The 13,281-nt window shown below is 71.7% G+C and carries 16 protein-coding genes; 14 read left to right on the forward strand and 2 right to left on the reverse strand.

What is annotated here, in order from left to right; translation table 11 throughout:
* The first annotated feature begins 169 nt into the window (after nucleotides 1–169).
* Nucleotides 170–436 (forward strand): acyl-CoA carboxylase epsilon subunit, encoded by a 267-nt coding sequence (locus tag ACFWFZ_RS02110; protein WP_387115204.1) that lies wholly within the window; start codon nucleotides 170–172, stop codon nucleotides 434–436.
* A 50-nt stretch (nucleotides 437–486) separates the two neighbouring features.
* Here ACFWFZ_RS02110 and ACFWFZ_RS02115 read toward each other — a convergent pair whose 3' ends face one another.
* Nucleotides 487–2,121: an FAD-dependent oxidoreductase gene (locus ACFWFZ_RS02115; RefSeq protein ID WP_387115207.1), complete on the reverse strand. Its 1,635-nt coding sequence runs from the start codon at nucleotides 2,119–2,121 to the stop codon at nucleotides 487–489.
* 273 nt (nucleotides 2,122–2,394) lie between these two features.
* On the opposite strand from ACFWFZ_RS02115, the gene ACFWFZ_RS02120 reads away from it, so the two are divergent.
* The 10 genes from ACFWFZ_RS02120 to ACFWFZ_RS02165 all read left to right on the forward strand — a co-directional run bounded on the left by ACFWFZ_RS02120 (nucleotide 2,395) and on the right by ACFWFZ_RS02165 (nucleotide 10,314).
* Nucleotides 2,395–3,492, forward strand: coding sequence for a SchA/CurD-like domain-containing protein (locus ACFWFZ_RS02120; protein WP_387115210.1), 1,098 nt, complete (start codon nucleotides 2,395–2,397; stop codon nucleotides 3,490–3,492).
* Nucleotides 3,493–3,623: 131 nt separating this feature from the next.
* Nucleotides 3,624–4,067 carry a cupin domain-containing protein gene (locus ACFWFZ_RS02125; protein WP_030965476.1) on the forward strand — a complete coding sequence of 148 codons (444 nt, stop codon included), beginning with the start codon at nucleotides 3,624–3,626 and terminating at the stop codon, nucleotides 4,065–4,067.
* Entirely contained in the window at nucleotides 4,064–5,335 is a 1,272-nt protein-coding gene (locus ACFWFZ_RS02130; RefSeq protein WP_387115213.1) for a beta-ketoacyl-[acyl-carrier-protein] synthase family protein, read from the forward strand. Before ACFWFZ_RS02125 ends, ACFWFZ_RS02130 begins: the two co-directional genes overlap by 4 nt.
* A complete protein-coding gene (locus ACFWFZ_RS02135; RefSeq protein WP_387115216.1) occupies nucleotides 5,332–6,570 on the forward strand; it encodes a beta-ketoacyl synthase N-terminal-like domain-containing protein in 1,239 nt (412 codons plus the stop codon). Before ACFWFZ_RS02130 ends, ACFWFZ_RS02135 begins: the two co-directional genes overlap by 4 nt.
* 44 nt (nucleotides 6,571–6,614) lie before the next feature.
* The gene (locus ACFWFZ_RS02140; RefSeq protein WP_387115219.1) at nucleotides 6,615–6,869 is read left to right on the forward strand and encodes an acyl carrier protein; all 255 of its coding nucleotides are present in this window, start codon (nucleotides 6,615–6,617) and stop codon (nucleotides 6,867–6,869) included.
* A gap of 1 nt (nucleotide 6,870) precedes the next feature.
* Complete coding sequence (locus ACFWFZ_RS02145; RefSeq protein ID WP_387115222.1) at nucleotides 6,871–7,350, forward strand: SRPBCC family protein; 480 nt, start codon at nucleotides 6,871–6,873, stop codon at nucleotides 7,348–7,350.
* A gap of 49 nt (nucleotides 7,351–7,399) precedes the next feature.
* Complete coding sequence (locus ACFWFZ_RS02150) at nucleotides 7,400–7,741, forward strand: TcmI family type II polyketide cyclase (RefSeq protein WP_387115225.1); 342 nt, start codon at nucleotides 7,400–7,402, stop codon at nucleotides 7,739–7,741.
* A 231-nt stretch (nucleotides 7,742–7,972) separates the two neighbouring features.
* On the forward strand, nucleotides 7,973–8,605 hold the full coding sequence (locus ACFWFZ_RS02155; RefSeq protein ID WP_387116269.1) for an NADPH-dependent FMN reductase: 633 nt from the start codon (nucleotides 7,973–7,975) through the stop codon (nucleotides 8,603–8,605).
* 64 nt (nucleotides 8,606–8,669) lie between these two features.
* Entirely contained in the window at nucleotides 8,670–9,590 is a 921-nt protein-coding gene (locus ACFWFZ_RS02160; RefSeq protein ID WP_030029731.1) for a MurR/RpiR family transcriptional regulator, read from the forward strand.
* A gap of 352 nt (nucleotides 9,591–9,942) precedes the next feature.
* A complete protein-coding gene (locus ACFWFZ_RS02165; protein ID WP_387115228.1) occupies nucleotides 9,943–10,314 on the forward strand; it encodes a hypothetical protein in 372 nt (123 codons plus the stop codon).
* A gap of 30 nt (nucleotides 10,315–10,344) precedes the next feature.
* Here ACFWFZ_RS02165 and ACFWFZ_RS02170 read toward each other — a convergent pair whose 3' ends face one another.
* A complete protein-coding gene (locus ACFWFZ_RS02170; protein WP_387115231.1) occupies nucleotides 10,345–10,719 on the reverse strand; it encodes a toxin Doc in 375 nt (124 codons plus the stop codon).
* A gap of 183 nt (nucleotides 10,720–10,902) precedes the next feature.
* On the opposite strand from ACFWFZ_RS02170, the gene ACFWFZ_RS02175 reads away from it, so the two are divergent.
* The 3 genes from ACFWFZ_RS02175 (at nucleotide 10,903) to ACFWFZ_RS02185 (ending at nucleotide 13,038) form a co-directional block, all read left to right on the forward strand.
* Complete coding sequence (locus ACFWFZ_RS02175; protein ID WP_387115234.1) at nucleotides 10,903–11,415, forward strand: hypothetical protein; 513 nt, start codon at nucleotides 10,903–10,905, stop codon at nucleotides 11,413–11,415.
* Nucleotides 11,416–11,458: 43 nt separating this feature from the next.
* Nucleotides 11,459–11,707, forward strand: coding sequence for a hypothetical protein (locus ACFWFZ_RS02180; RefSeq protein WP_030848285.1), 249 nt, complete (start codon nucleotides 11,459–11,461; stop codon nucleotides 11,705–11,707).
* Nucleotides 11,708–11,883: 176 nt separating this feature from the next.
* Nucleotides 11,884–13,038, forward strand: coding sequence for a hypothetical protein (locus ACFWFZ_RS02185; protein WP_387115237.1), 1,155 nt, complete (start codon nucleotides 11,884–11,886; stop codon nucleotides 13,036–13,038).
* Nucleotides 13,039–13,281: the final 243 nt, after the last annotated feature.

The following is a 13,281-nucleotide window of genomic DNA, read 5'->3' on the forward strand; positions in this document are numbered from 1 at the left end:
ACAGGAGTCCTGGAGATTCGACAGGACCCCACAGGCCGGTTCGCGCATGCGGAACACGTCCCGTCAGCGCGCCGAGCCACCCGTGTGCCGCCCGCGCCGACGCCGAGCCGGTCCGCCCCTCGCGACGCGACAGGGCGCACGCGCAGCCCCCGTGAGAGAGGCCGTGCCGATGTCGAACGATGTTCCGATAGCGAGCCTGCTGCGTGTGGAGAAGGGCGTCGCCGCCCCGGAGGAAGTGGCCGCGATCGCGGTCGTCATCGCCTGTTACGCCCACCGGACCTCCCTGGACCGCGACCGCGACCGTGACCGTGACCGTGATGAGCGTGGCCGCCGCGCGACGGGCGGCGCCGGGAAGACGGCCGGCAGCGGCTTCGGCCGCCGCCGTACCGTCCAGCCCCACGCCGGCTGCTGGGCAGGCTGCTGGACCTGCCGCTGAACCCCGTCCGCCGGCCGCGCGCACGGCCGGCGGACGGGAGGAGTGGGTGGTCACGCCCGGCGCAGCACCGTCGAGAGGACCTCGCGCAGCACCGACGCGGGGTCGGCCACGGCGCCTTCCGAGCGCCAGGCCACGAACCCGTCAGGGCGGACGAGCACGGCGCCGTCGGCGCCCAGCCGGTGGACCTCGGTCCACGGCGCGCCGCCCTCCGGGACCAGGTCCGCGCCCGGCCCGGAGCCGATCGTGTACGCGTCCAGCCGCACCCCCAGCTGCCGGGCCGCCTCCTGCGCGGCCGCCTGCCACGGCGTACCCGCGCCGCTGAGCAGCACGAAGGAACGCTCGTACAGGTCCAGGGTGGAGATCCGCTCACCGGCCCTGGTCAGCCACATGTGCGGGGCCCGGGTCCCGGTGTCGCCCATCGACCGCAGCGTCTCCGGGATGACGGGCCGCGCCGGGTCGCCTCCGACGAGCGCGCCCTGCGTGTAGCAGTAGGCCATCGCCGTCGTCAGGACACCGCTGCCCGGTCCGCCGCCCATCGTGGGCGGAGGCACGTACCCCGGGTGGCTGTGTTCGGCCGAACGGGCGGACGCCCGCTCGCTCGTGGCCCTGGCCACCGGAAGCCGCTCGGCCTGGTAGGTGTCGAGCAGCTCGATGCCCGCCGACCCCTCCAGCACCGCGGCGATCTTCCACGCCAGGTTGTGCGCGTCCTGGATACCCGTGTTGGAGCCGAAGGCCCCGGTGGGCGACATCTCGTGGGCGGCGTCCCCGGCCAGGAACACCCGACCGGCCGAATACCGCTCCGCCACCCGTTCGGCCGCGTGCCACGGCGCCTTGCCGCCGATCTCCACGTCCAGGTCGGGGACGCCCACCGCCTCGCGGATCTGGTCCACGCACCGCTCGTCGGTGAAGTCCTCCAGGGTTTCGCCCTGGTCGGGGTGCCAGGGGGCGTGGAAGACCCACTGCGTGTCGTTGTCCACGGGCAGCAGCGCCCCGTCGGCACCCGGGCGCATCAGGTAGCAGACGATGAAGCGCAGGTCGCCCAGCACCTTCACGAGCCGTTCCGAGCGGAAGGTGACGCTCACGTTGTGGAACAGCTCGCCGTTGCCCGTCTGGGGGATCCGCAGCTGCTCGCGGACGGGGCTGCGCGGTCCGTCCGCCGCGATCAGGAAGTCCGCGCGCACCGTGATGTGCTCACCCGTCGTGCGGTCCTTCACCACGGCGTTCACCCCGGTGGAGTCCTGGTCGAAGCTCATCAGCTCGTTGCCGAAGCGGATGTCGGCGCCCTGAGCCCGGCTCTGTTCGGCCAGCACGGGCTCGATGTTGTTCTGGCTGCACAGGCACCACTCCGTCGGGCTGAAACGCGCCAGCGCGCCGGACGGGTCGATCGACTTGATCAGCCAGTTGTGGTCGGCGGTGTCGGTCAGTGAGTGCGCCTGCAGAATGCCCTGAATGCCCTCCAGTACGGACGCCGCCCGGCGGATCGCGTGCTCCGCCCCTGCCGTGCGGAACAGCTCCATCGTCCGGGCGTTGATGCCTCGGCCGCGCGGGTGCGCGGAGGTACCGGAGTGCTTCTCGACCAGCAGGTGCCTTACTCCGTGGCGGCTCAGGAAAAGCGAGGTGGACAGGCCCACGAGGGAGCCGCCCACGACGAGAACCGGTACGCGAACATCGGCGTTGTCTTCCATCAGCTGCGGGCTCCTGTTTTCTGTGTGGGGGAGTGGACTCTTTATGCCCCCGATCCGCGATGAGGCCCAGTTGATTCGCCCGTTGTCACCCGCTTGATCCCGACATGTAGCGGTACGCCCCTCCCCGGATGACGATGAGCGACAGCGGCTCCCCCTGAGACGCGCCGGCCTGCCGTTCCCCAGAGGCGGCCGCCGGCCCGGGCGGACGCCACCGGTGACGGACGAGGGGTCCGTACGCGATGGATCTCCACCCCCTCATGAAGGAGTGAGTAGATGACAACCACCCTGTCCGAACGGGTGTCGCAGTCAGCCTTCGACGGCTCCATGCTCCGGGTCGTCCTTCTGATGGATCTCCACGAGGGGACCCAGCAGCAGTTCTTCGAGGCGTACGAAAAGCTCCGCAACGACATCGCGTCGGTCCCGGGCCACATCAGCGACCAGCTGTGCCAGTCCTTCGAGAACCCCTCGCAGTGGCTGATCACGAGCGAGTGGGAGAGCGCCCCGCAGTACCTCGCCTGGGTCAACAGCGAGCACCACGCCGAGCAGGTGCGGCCGCTGGGCGCGTGCGCGCGCTCCATGCGCCCGCTCAAGTTCACCGTCCTGCGCGAGACCGGACGGGGCTACGACCAGGCGGCCCGCCCGTCCACGGCGCGCCTGCAGGCGACGCCCCGCCTGGGCGCCGGCATCGTGCGCCACGCCCTCACCTTCACGGTCAAGCCGGGCAGCGAGAAGGAGGTCGCGTCCATCCTCTCCAGCTACGCCTCCCCGGCGGCCCGCGTCGACGACCACACCCGCCTGTGCCGCACCTCGCTGTTCATGCACGGCAACCGGGTGGTACGGACGGTCGAGGTCCAGGGCGACCTGATGGCGGCCCTGCGGCACGTCTCGGAACAGCCCGAGGTACGCGCCGTCGAGGAGGCCATCAACCCCTACCTCGAACAGGACCGCGACCTCGGCGACCCGGAATCGGCCCGCATGTTCTTCATGCGTGCCGCCGTACCGGCCGTCCACCACATCGCCGCACCGGAACCCGAGTCCGCCGAGGTGCAGCGGCACGCGGTCTTCTACCCGGCGAAGCCCGGCTGCGGCCAGGCACTCGCCAGGTTCCTGGCCCGGCAGGACGAGGCGGCCGCACACCGGCCCGCGAACCCCGTTCTCAGCAGCAGCATCTTCCAGCGCGACGACATCGTCGTACGGCTGATCGACGTACGCGGCCCACTGGAGGCCGACCCCGAGACCGTCTACGGCATCTCGGGTCCGCGCAAGGCCGCGGTGCTCGACCGGCTGACGCTCGCGCCCGGCGGGCGGGACCGCGCCGCGCACCGGACCATGGACCTGATCACCGACCGCCGGGCACCCGCGCAGTCCTGATCCGCACCGGGGCCGTGCTTCGACCGCTCCCGCTCCGGCCCCACCGGCCCGCCCCACCCCGGCCCCCACCGACCCCACCCCCCACCCCGATCTCCGTCGAGGCTCTCCCCACACGCCAGGAGGCACCCACCATGACCCAACAGCGCCCACGCATCGTGGACCTGAGCGAGACGCCGCCCAACCGCCGGCGCGGTGGCGACCTGCGGGCCGTTCTCACCCCGACATCGGTGGGTTCGACCAGCGGCTTCATGGGCCTGGCCATCATGGCCCCCGGAGAGTCGATCGCCGAGCACTACCACCCGTACTCCGAGGAGTTCGTGTACGTCGTCAGCGGCCGGCTGGAGGTCGACCTCGACGGGGAACCCCACCCGCTGCGCACGGACCAGGGGCTGCTCGTCCCCCTGAACACACGCCACCGCTTCCGCAACGTCGGGGACACCGAAGCCCGCATGGTCTTCCACCTCGGCCCCCTCGCCCCGCGCCCCGAACTGGGCCACGTGGACACCGAGCAGGCCCCGAACCCGGAGGGAACCGCATGGGAGCAGCCGCCGGACCGCACAGGAGCGGTCTCGTGACCCGCCGGCGGGTGGCCGTCACCGGAGTGGGCGTCGTCGCGCCCGGCGGCATCGGCGTCCGCGACTTCTGGGACCTGCTGTCCAACGGGCGCACGGCGACACGGGGCATCAGCCTCTTCGACCCGACGGGATTCCGCTCGCGGATAGCCGCCGAGGTCGACTTCGACCCCGCCGAGCACGGCCTCGACGAGGAGGAGGCGGCGCGCGCGGACCGGTACATCCAGTTCGCCCTGGTCGCCGCCCGCGAGGCGGTGCGCGACGCCGGACTCGACCTCACCGCGGACGAGGCCTGGCGGACCGGTGTCTCCCTCGGCACCGCCGTCGGCGGCACCACCCGTCTGGAGCACGACTACGTCGCCGTGAGCCAGTCCGGCTCCTGGTGGGACGTCGACCACAAGCTGGCCGGCCCGCACCTGCACCGGGCGTTCACGCCGGCCACCCTCGCCTCCGCCGTCGCGGAGCAGACGGGAGCACGCGGACCCGTCCAGACCGTCTCCACCGGCTGCACCTCGGGCCTCGACGCCATCGGGTACGCCGTGCACGCCATCGCCGAGGGCCGGATGGACGCGTGCATCGCCGGAGCCTCGGACTCCCCGATATCGCCGATCACCGTGGCCTGCTTCGACGCCATCAAGGCGACCTCGCCGAACAACGACGACCCCGCCCACGCCTCCCGGCCGTTCGACGCCGACCGGGACGGATTCGTCCTCGGCGAGGGCGGCGCCGTCCTCGTGCTCGAAGAGCTGGAACGCGCCCGCGCCCGCGGCGCGACCGTCTACTGCGAGATCGGCGGCTACGCCACCTTCGGCAACGCCCACCACATGACCGGGCTGACCACCGAGGGCCTGGAGATGGCCCGGGCCATCGAAACCGCCCTCGCCCAGGCCGGAATCGCCGCCGACGAGATCGACTACGTCAACGCGCACGGCTCCGGCACCAAGCAGAACGACCGCCACGAGACCGCGGCGGTCAAGAAGGTCCTGGGCGAGCACGCCTACAGGACGCCGATGACCTCCATCAAATCCATGGTGGGGCACTCCCTCGGCGCCATCGGGGCCATCGAACTCGCCGCCTGCGTCCTCGCCATGGTCCACCAGGTGGTCCCGCCGACCGCCAACTACGAGACGCCCGACCCCGAATGCGACCTGGACTACGTGCCCAAGACCGCCCGGGACCGGAAGCTGCGCAGCGTGCTCTCCGTGGGCAGCGGCTTCGGCGGCTTCCAGTCCGCCGTGGTCATGACCCGGCCGAAGGAGGAGGTCTCGTGACCAGCCGTACGGTCATCACGGGCATCGGGGTCGTCGCCCCCAACGGCGTCGGCGCCGACGCCTTCTGGAAGGCGACCCAGTCCGGCGTCAGCGTCCTCGACCGCGTCACCAGGCCGGGCTGCGAGCACCTGCCGCTGCGCGTCGCGGGCGAGGTCAGGGGCTTCGACCCCGGCGCGCTGGTCGAGGACCGCTTCCTCGTCCAGACCGACCGGTTCACCCACCACGCCCTCGCCGCGGCCGACCTCGCCCTGGAGGACGCCCGGCTGGGCCGCGCCGACTACGAGGGCGACCCCTTCTCCTTCGGCGTCGTCACCGCCGCCGGCTCCGGCGGCGGCGAGTTCGGCCAGCGCGAACTGCAGCACCTCTGGGAACAGGGGCCGCGCTTCGTGGGCCCGTACCAGTCGATCGCCTGGTTCTACGCCGCGAGCACCGGCCAGATCTCCATCCGCCGCGGGCTGAAGGGGCCTTGCGGCGTCGTCTGCAGCGACGAGGCGGGCGGGCTCGACGCCTTCGCGCACGCCGTCAGGGCGATCCGCCAGGGCAGCCGGGCCATGCTGGTCGGAGCGACGGAGGCGCCCCTCGCGCCGTACTCCATCGTCTGTCAGCTGGAGTACGAGGGACTGAGCACGCGGGACGACCCGGAGCGCGCCTACCGGCCGTTCACCGACCAGGCCTGCGGCTACGTCCCCGCCGAGGGCGGCGCCATGTTCGTCGTCGAGGACGAGGCCGAAGCCCGCCGCCGCGGCGCCACCGTACGCGCCGTACTGGCGGGCCACGCCGCGACGTTCAGCGGCACCCGGCGCCGGGACGAGGCCGGCGAGGGGCTGGCCCATGCCGTCCGCGGCGCCCTCCGGGAAGCCGGCTGCGCCCCCGAGGACATCGACGTGGTCTTCGCCGACGCCCTCGGGACCCCGGAGGCCGACGCGGCCGAAGCGGCCGCGATCCTCCACGCCCTGGGCGACCACGGACACAAGGTGCCGGTCACGGCGCCCAAGTCCGGTACCGGCCGGGCGTACTGCGCCGCTCCCGCCCTCGACACCGCGGCCGCGGTCCTGGCACTGGAACACGGCGTCGTCCCGCCGACCCCGAACGTCTACGACGTGTGCCACGACCTCGACGTGGTGACGGGCAGCGCCCGGCCGGCCCAGCTGCGCACGGCGCTCGTGCTCAGCCGCGGCCGGATGGGATCCAACTCCGCGCTCGTCGTCCGCAAGGGCTCCCCGACGGACTCCTAGTCCGCCGGACCCCGAGCGGTCCCCCCAAGGAAAAGAGCACCCACATGTCCGACCGACTGACCGTGGAGGAGCTGGCGGCCCTGATGAAGACCGCCGGTATCACCGTCGACCCCGCCGAGATGGCGAGCCGTCCGGACTCGTCCTTCGACGAGTACGGCCTCGATTCGCTGGGCCTGCTCGGCATCGTCGGTGAGCTGGAGAACCGGCGCGGACGGGCCCTGCCCACCGACGCCGACCGCTGCAAGACCCCCGGGGAATTCCTCGACCTCGTCAACAACAGCCTGATGACAGGAGCCTGACATGCCAGGACACACCGAGAACGAGATCACCGTCAACGCGCCCGTGGAGCTCGTCTGGGAGATGACCAACGACCTCCCCAGCTGGCCCCAGCTGTTCAGCGAGTACGCCTCGCTGGAGATCCTCGAGCAGAAGGGGGACACGACCACCTTCCGCCTGACCATGCACCCCGACGAGAACGGCAAGGTGTGGAGCTGGGTCTCGGAGCGGACCGTCGACCGCAAGGGCCTCACGGTCCGCGCCCGGCGGGTGGAGACGGGCCCCTTCGCCCACATGGACATCCACTGGCAGTACTTCAAGGTGCCCGGCGGCACTCGGATGAAGTGGACCCAGGACTTCGCGATGAAGCCCGACGCGCCCGTGGACGACGCGTGGATGACCGACAACATCAACCGCAACTCCCCGATCCAGATGGCGCTCATCCGGGACAAGATCGAGCAGCGCGAACGTGAGAGCCGCGCCCCCGCCGTCAGCCGTCTCTGACGTCCGACGACGTCGGACGACCTCTGTGAAACGAAAGGCAAGCAGTCGGATGAACGACACGCACCGCGCTCTCATCGTCGCCCGCATGGCGCCGGGATCGGGCCCCGACATCGCCGAGCTGTTCGCGGACTCGGACGCGGGTGAACTGCCGCACCTGGTAGGGGTCACACGCCGGAGCCTCTTCCAGTTCGGCGACGTCTACATGCACTTCATCGAGGCGGACCGGGCGCCCGGCCCGGCCATCGCCCAGGTCACCGACCACCCGGAGTTCCGCAGGCTGAGCGACCGGCTCCAGGCGTTCATCAGCCCGCACAACCCGGAGACCTGGCGCAGCCCGAAGGACGCGATGGCCCACGAGTTCTACCGCTGGGAGAACCCCGGCGCGAAGTGACCCGGCGGCCCGGACGGGACCCGCACACCGGCGTGTGCGGGTCCCGCCGCGCGTCGCCCGCCGGGCATCCGCAGGTCCCGGAGCAAAGAACCGAGAGCAAAGAACTGCGAACCGATAGCCGAGGGCCGAGAGCCGCGAGGCGAGGGCAGGAGACGGATGAACCCGACAGACCCCGACCACTTCCCGACGGACCCAGGCCGTCCGCACGACGGGGAGCACCCCCGTACGTCGCTGCGCGCGCTCGTCCTGTCCGGGTCCTCCCGCACGGGCTCGGTCAACGTCCGGCTCGCGGCCCTCGTCGCCGCGATGGTGCGCGAGGCCGGGGCCGTGGCGGAACCCGCCACCCTCCGCGACTTCCCCATGCCCCCGTACGACGGCGACGCCGAAGCCGGCGAAGGGCTGCCCGAGGGCGCCCGGGCCCTGTGCGAGCGGATCGAAGCGGCGCAGGCGCTGATCATCGCCTCGCCCGAGTACAACGCCTCCGTGCCGGGCGTCCTGAAGAACGCCGTCGACTGGGTGTCCCGCTACCGGCCGCAGCCCTTCAAGGACAAGCAGACCCTGCTGGTGTCGGCCTCACCCTCGATGGTCGGCGGCAACCGCGGACTGTGGGCCCTGCGCGTCCCCCTTGAACACCTCGGCGCCCGCGTCTACCCCGACATGTTCAGCCTGGCGGGCGCCCACCACGCCTTCACCGAGGACGGCGCCCTCACCGACCCGGGTCTCGGCGAGCGGCTGACCGCGACGATCGGCTCGTTCCTCGACCTGGTCGAAGCGGACACGCGCTACCTGTGCCTCCAGCGCCGCTGGTACGAGTTCCTGGGCGATCGCACCGATGCCCCGGTCACCTCCCGCGCCCAGGACTGATCATCATCGGCCACGAGGGGTGAGCTATGTTTGAGCGCGAGTGACGTGAGAAGGAGGCCCTCCGGTGTCATCGGGGCAGCAGGCACGCGCACAAGCGGCTGCGATCACGCCGAGCGGTCAGTCGGCCGAGGAGCCGGTCCGGCCTCCGGCCGACCGGCTCCTCGCGCTCTTCGACGGCCGCCGCCTGTCCCCGGGCCAGCGGCGCATCGCCCAGTACCTGATCGACCACCTCACCGAGGCCGCTTTCCTCTCGATCACCGAGCTCGCCGAACGGGTGGGCGTCAGCCAGCCCTCCGTGACCCGCTTCGCGTCCTCCCTCGGCTTCAGCGGCTACCCGGCCCTGCGCGACGTGCTCCAGCCGATCGCGCTCAGCGCCGTGGCCGGCGCGACCGACACCCGCGAGCAGATCCGCCGCAACGAGCTCCAGGCGGCCGTCGACGCGGAGATCGAGAACCTGGAGAACGTGCGGCGGCTCCTCGCCGACACCAACCAGGTCCTGGACATCGGCCGCGAGCTGGCCGCCTCCGTGCCGCTGACGATCCTGGGGCTGCGCATCTCGGTCTCCCTGGCGGAGTACTTCGCGTACGCCGCCCGGCGTATCCACCCCGACGTGCGCCTGGTGACGCGCGGCGGCAGCGTCGCCTTCGACGCGCTGCTCCAGTCCAGGGCGGCCGGCGGGACCTGGGTCCTGGCCTTCGCCATGCCGCGGCACGCCAAGGAGACCCTGTCCGCCGTCCGGGCCGCCCGCAGTACGGGCCTGCGCGTGGTCCTGATCACGGACCCCACCCTCGGGCCGCTGGTGGACGAGGCCGACGTGGCCCTGACGGCGGCGACCGGTTCCCGCCTGGTGTTCGACTCCTACGCGGCGCCCGGGATGCTCTCGGCAGCCCTGCTGCAGGCGATGGCGGACGCGGATCCCGAGCGGACCCAGGCCCGTCTGGAGGACTACGAGCACGTGGCGGACCAGCACGGCTTCTTCCTGTAACGCTTCCCGAACGCTCCACGCCCACCTCACCAGGCGATATTCAGCCTTCGAGGTGCATGAAATTTTTCATACCCTTGCTTACTCGACGGTATATATGTTTACTGACGACGGCGCTCCTGATCCACCAGATGCCAAGGAGGACGACCCCACGTCCTCTCGAACGCACCGCGGTACGACGAACCTCCTCCTCACGTCGCGACCGCGGGTCGAGTCCAGGCTTTCGGATCCTGCAGAGCGCCCATGGCGGCCTCGGTCAACCCCTGGGCCGAGGCCGCCCCTCACACGTCTCGACAGAACGTCTCGATCAGAGCTTCGACACCCCTCGGAAGTGACGAGAATGCCCCAGACGGCCATGTTTACGCTCAGCCCGGACTGGCCCATGCAGGTCAAGGCGCCGGGTACGCACGACTGGGAGCGCACGGCCACCCGATGGCTGCGGGACCTGCTCCCGGCCCGCTACGGCGGCTACCTGACGCTGACCCGTCACCACGCACTCCTCGCCCGGCACGTCCAGCTCCAGCTCCAGCACGAGATGCGGGCGGTACGGGCGGCCCTGCAGACCAGCCGCGCCGAGCTGCCCATGATGGGCATAGCCGAGTCGGTCATCGAGAACTCGATCAGGATGTACGCCCTGGAGCTGGAGCAGCTGAGCCGCCTCTCCCGTGGCGCGCGGCTCGTCTCGGAGGCGCTCCTGGTGGGCACCCCCGCCCAGCGCAGGCGCTGACCGGCGGCACGGGGACCGCTGCGGTCCCCCTCAGGCCGGCTGCCACGAGCGCAGCCGGGCTGCGACGTCGAAGACGCTGACGCGCAGCATGCGGATGTCGGTGACGAGGTCGCGCCACTGCTCGTAGGAGGCCTCCACCGCCTTCCCGGAGGCCTCGATGTAGGCGACGGCGACCCCGTAGGCGAAGTACTCGTTCGAGGTGGGCAGCGGCCGGAGCAGCACGATCGCGTCGAGCAGGGCGGCCGCCCGCCAGTAGGCGTCGGGGGCGTCCATCTCCAGGCTGGGCGTGTTGACCCGGTGCCGGGCCACGGCGGCGACCAGGGCGGAGTGGTCGGCCACCTCCACGTCCTTGAACAGCGCCTCCTGCCGCTCCAGCAGCCAGCGGTGATCGATGTGCAGTTCCACGCGTCCGAGTATCCCCGCCCAGGGCCCGGCCGGGGGGCTTTTCGGGACGGGCGACGCAGGGCGGACCCGCCCGTGCGGGCGCACCGGAGCGCGGCCCGCGAGATATGACCGCGCAGAGAGGTTCCCCAGCGGGACTTTGCCTCCTACGGTCTGTGCAGCACAGTTCCGGGACCAGGAGGCAGCGTGAAGCGCGAGATCGACATCGACATCGACCAGCTGGTGACGGCGATGCAGGCGGTCGACGAGGCGGGGCGGCTCTTCGAGGAGGCGCTCGCCGTGTACGAGACGCGCGGCCTCAAGCGCACCAGCGACGATTTCAAGGTGGCGGGCGGCACCGTACAGACCCTCCAGGGCGCCGAGGAGATGGCCCTGGGCGCCCGCAAGTTCCTCGCCGAACTCGCGCTGATCCTCGGCTTCGCGACCGCGGGCGTCGAGGACCGCGTGGCCGCCCGGCCTGCGGTCGCCCGGGCCGGATTCGCCGGGATCAGCGGCGGCGGGGCACGGATGGCGCGTCCGCTGCTGGACCCCACGCTGCGGGGACTCGACCTGCTCCTCGGTGTCGACTTCTTCGAGCCCGCCTTCAAGGCCGAGATAGAAGAGGTCGTCCGGGCCGAGAAGGCGACCTACCCCGACCCCTCCACCTTCCGTGTCCGCGCGTCGGCCGACCGCGCCGCCACCGTCGGCCGAACGCGCTGACTCCCGGGATGCCGGACCGGGTCGGTCCGGCGAGGCTGGGGGTATGCATCATGCGCCCGTCGTCGTGCACCGGATCTTCCCGTCGGGAGGCCGGCAGGTGACCCTGCGGACCGCCAACAGGGAGGAGCCCCTCGGCCTGGCCCGCTCGGACGAGGACCTCATCGAGTTCCTGCGGCGGGCGGGCATGCCGGACCCCGACGACGTCGTCCTCGGCGGCACCGAACTGGTGGAGTGGGAGTCCGACACCCCGCACGTCTACGAGGCCGACCCGCCGACCGAAGACCTCCCCTGAGTCCGCCCCCCCGCCGTCGACGGGCATCGATCGGCCCCTTCGCCCCGGGGAGACGGGGGAGGAAGCGGATATTCCGTCCCTGGCGCCGACGCCTTGGCGTACTGACGTACATTGTCCAACGGCCCGCAGGGCCGGGACGGACAAACAGGGCGAGTGTGGGCAGGAGTGGCCGGGACATGGCGCGACGCGGACGTGGCGGAGTGGACCGGGGAGTCACCTCCGTCGAGCCCGCCGTCCCCGGCCCCGAGATAGCCGCGGCGGCCGACGCCGGGCACCTGGCCCCGGGTTGGCTGCGCCTGGGACGGGACGGGCGCCTGACCGCCTACGCGAGCTGCGCCGAGGGTCTGGTGCGCTGGACCGAGTCGGCGCCCGGCTCGGACGTGTGGCACGGGCCCGACCTCTTCCCCGTGCAGGGATGGGCCGGCCGGTTCACGCTCACTCAGGACGCCAACGGTTTCGTCTGGTTCGCCGGCACCCGCCACCGCGAGGGCGCGCCGAACGGCCGCGAGCTGGTCCTGACGGCCCAGTACCAGACCGGCAGGCCGCTCGGAGAGTGGCGGGCCGTGGGCAACCCGTTCCCGGAGAGGGAGGAAGAGTCCCGGCCTCCACACGCCGACCCGGTCGTGCTGCCCGACGGCGCCGGCGCCCTCCATGTTTTCGCCACCCGGTTCGGAATCGGCGTGCGGGGTCGCACGCGTCGCACCGACGGCATGTGGGACGATTGGCAGGACTACCAGGGCAAATGGGTGCGAGGGCCTATCGCCCCCCTCGTGACGGCCCAGGGGCGTGCCGAATTCCTCGCCCCCTTTCGCGGCGGCGCGTCGTACTGGGGTCAGGGCGGGCCGGGAACCGGCTTCACATGGCTCGGGCGCATGGACGCCGATGCGGTCGAGGGGACGTACAGCTCCTACGAGACGAGCCCTGGCTCCGGCACCTACTTCTGGCGTCACCCGGCGGACGGGGGTGTCATCGCCTACCGCCCCCAGGCTCCCGCCGGAGCTGCGAACATGCTCATGCCATTGGGTGGCGCAGGCGGCGTCGGCCCCGTGGGCGTCACCCGTACCCGCATCAACGGCTACGACTGCACGGTCCTGCTCCAGCGGGGCGCCGAGGGGCAACCCGAGATCGCCGCATACCCTACGGAGGGTGAGCAGTACGGCGCGTGGTGGGCGCCGTTGGGGGACCGTTGCGCGGGGCTGCCAGCCATCGCCCGTGACGCCCGGGGCGCGGTCACGATCGCGATGCTCGACGCGAACGGCGGCTTGCGGATCGCCCGACAGGACCTGACCGGCGCGGGCCTCTCCTTCGGGCCCTGGTCTCACGTGGGGTGATCCACCTCACCGCGCGCAGGGGCCCTGCGGCGTCGGAAGGGCTCCTCCCGCACAGGCCGCCCCAACCCGGGGGTAGTTGACGCGTCCAGCACATGTCGGATGTCATCGCTCGTTCGCGTGCGTGAAGGCTTGAGCGGCTTGAGCGCTTGTGAATAGTTGCTCGGCGCTGAACAGTTGGCCTACGCTGCGCACACTCCTGTGAAGGTCGCATAAGTGTGCGCTCACAGGCGGTGGGGGAGGGTC

Origin of the sequence: Streptomyces sp. NPDC060232 (genome assembly GCF_042726555.1) — a bacterium.
Taxonomy (GTDB): domain Bacteria; phylum Actinomycetota; class Actinomycetes; order Streptomycetales; family Streptomycetaceae; genus Streptomyces.

Excerpts from the sequence above, each read along its gene's own strand:
- ACFWFZ_RS02150 (WP_387115225.1), top strand. The coding sequence starts at position 7,400 with ATGAACGACACGCACCGCGCTCTCATCGTCGCCCGCATGGCGCCGGGA.
- ACFWFZ_RS02180 (WP_030848285.1), top strand. The coding sequence starts at position 11,459 with ATGCATCATGCGCCCGTCGTCGTGCACCGGATCTTCCCGTCGGGAGGC.
- ACFWFZ_RS02120 (WP_387115210.1), top strand. The coding sequence starts at position 2,395 with ATGACAACCACCCTGTCCGAACGGGTGTCGCAGTCAGCCTTCGACGGC.
- ACFWFZ_RS02125 (WP_030965476.1), top strand. The coding sequence starts at position 3,624 with ATGACCCAACAGCGCCCACGCATCGTGGACCTGAGCGAGACGCCGCCC.
- ACFWFZ_RS02165 (WP_387115228.1), top strand. The coding sequence starts at position 9,943 with ATGTTTACGCTCAGCCCGGACTGGCCCATGCAGGTCAAGGCGCCGGGT.
- ACFWFZ_RS02110 (WP_387115204.1), top strand. The coding sequence starts at position 170 with ATGTCGAACGATGTTCCGATAGCGAGCCTGCTGCGTGTGGAGAAGGGC.
- ACFWFZ_RS02145 (WP_387115222.1), top strand. The coding sequence starts at position 6,871 with ATGCCAGGACACACCGAGAACGAGATCACCGTCAACGCGCCCGTGGAG.
- ACFWFZ_RS02140 (WP_387115219.1), top strand. The coding sequence starts at position 6,615 with ATGTCCGACCGACTGACCGTGGAGGAGCTGGCGGCCCTGATGAAGACC.
- ACFWFZ_RS02185 (WP_387115237.1), top strand. The coding sequence starts at position 11,884 with ATGGCGCGACGCGGACGTGGCGGAGTGGACCGGGGAGTCACCTCCGTC.
- ACFWFZ_RS02115 (WP_387115207.1), bottom strand. The coding sequence starts at position 2,121 with ATGGAAGACAACGCCGATGTTCGCGTACCGGTTCTCGTCGTGGGCGGC.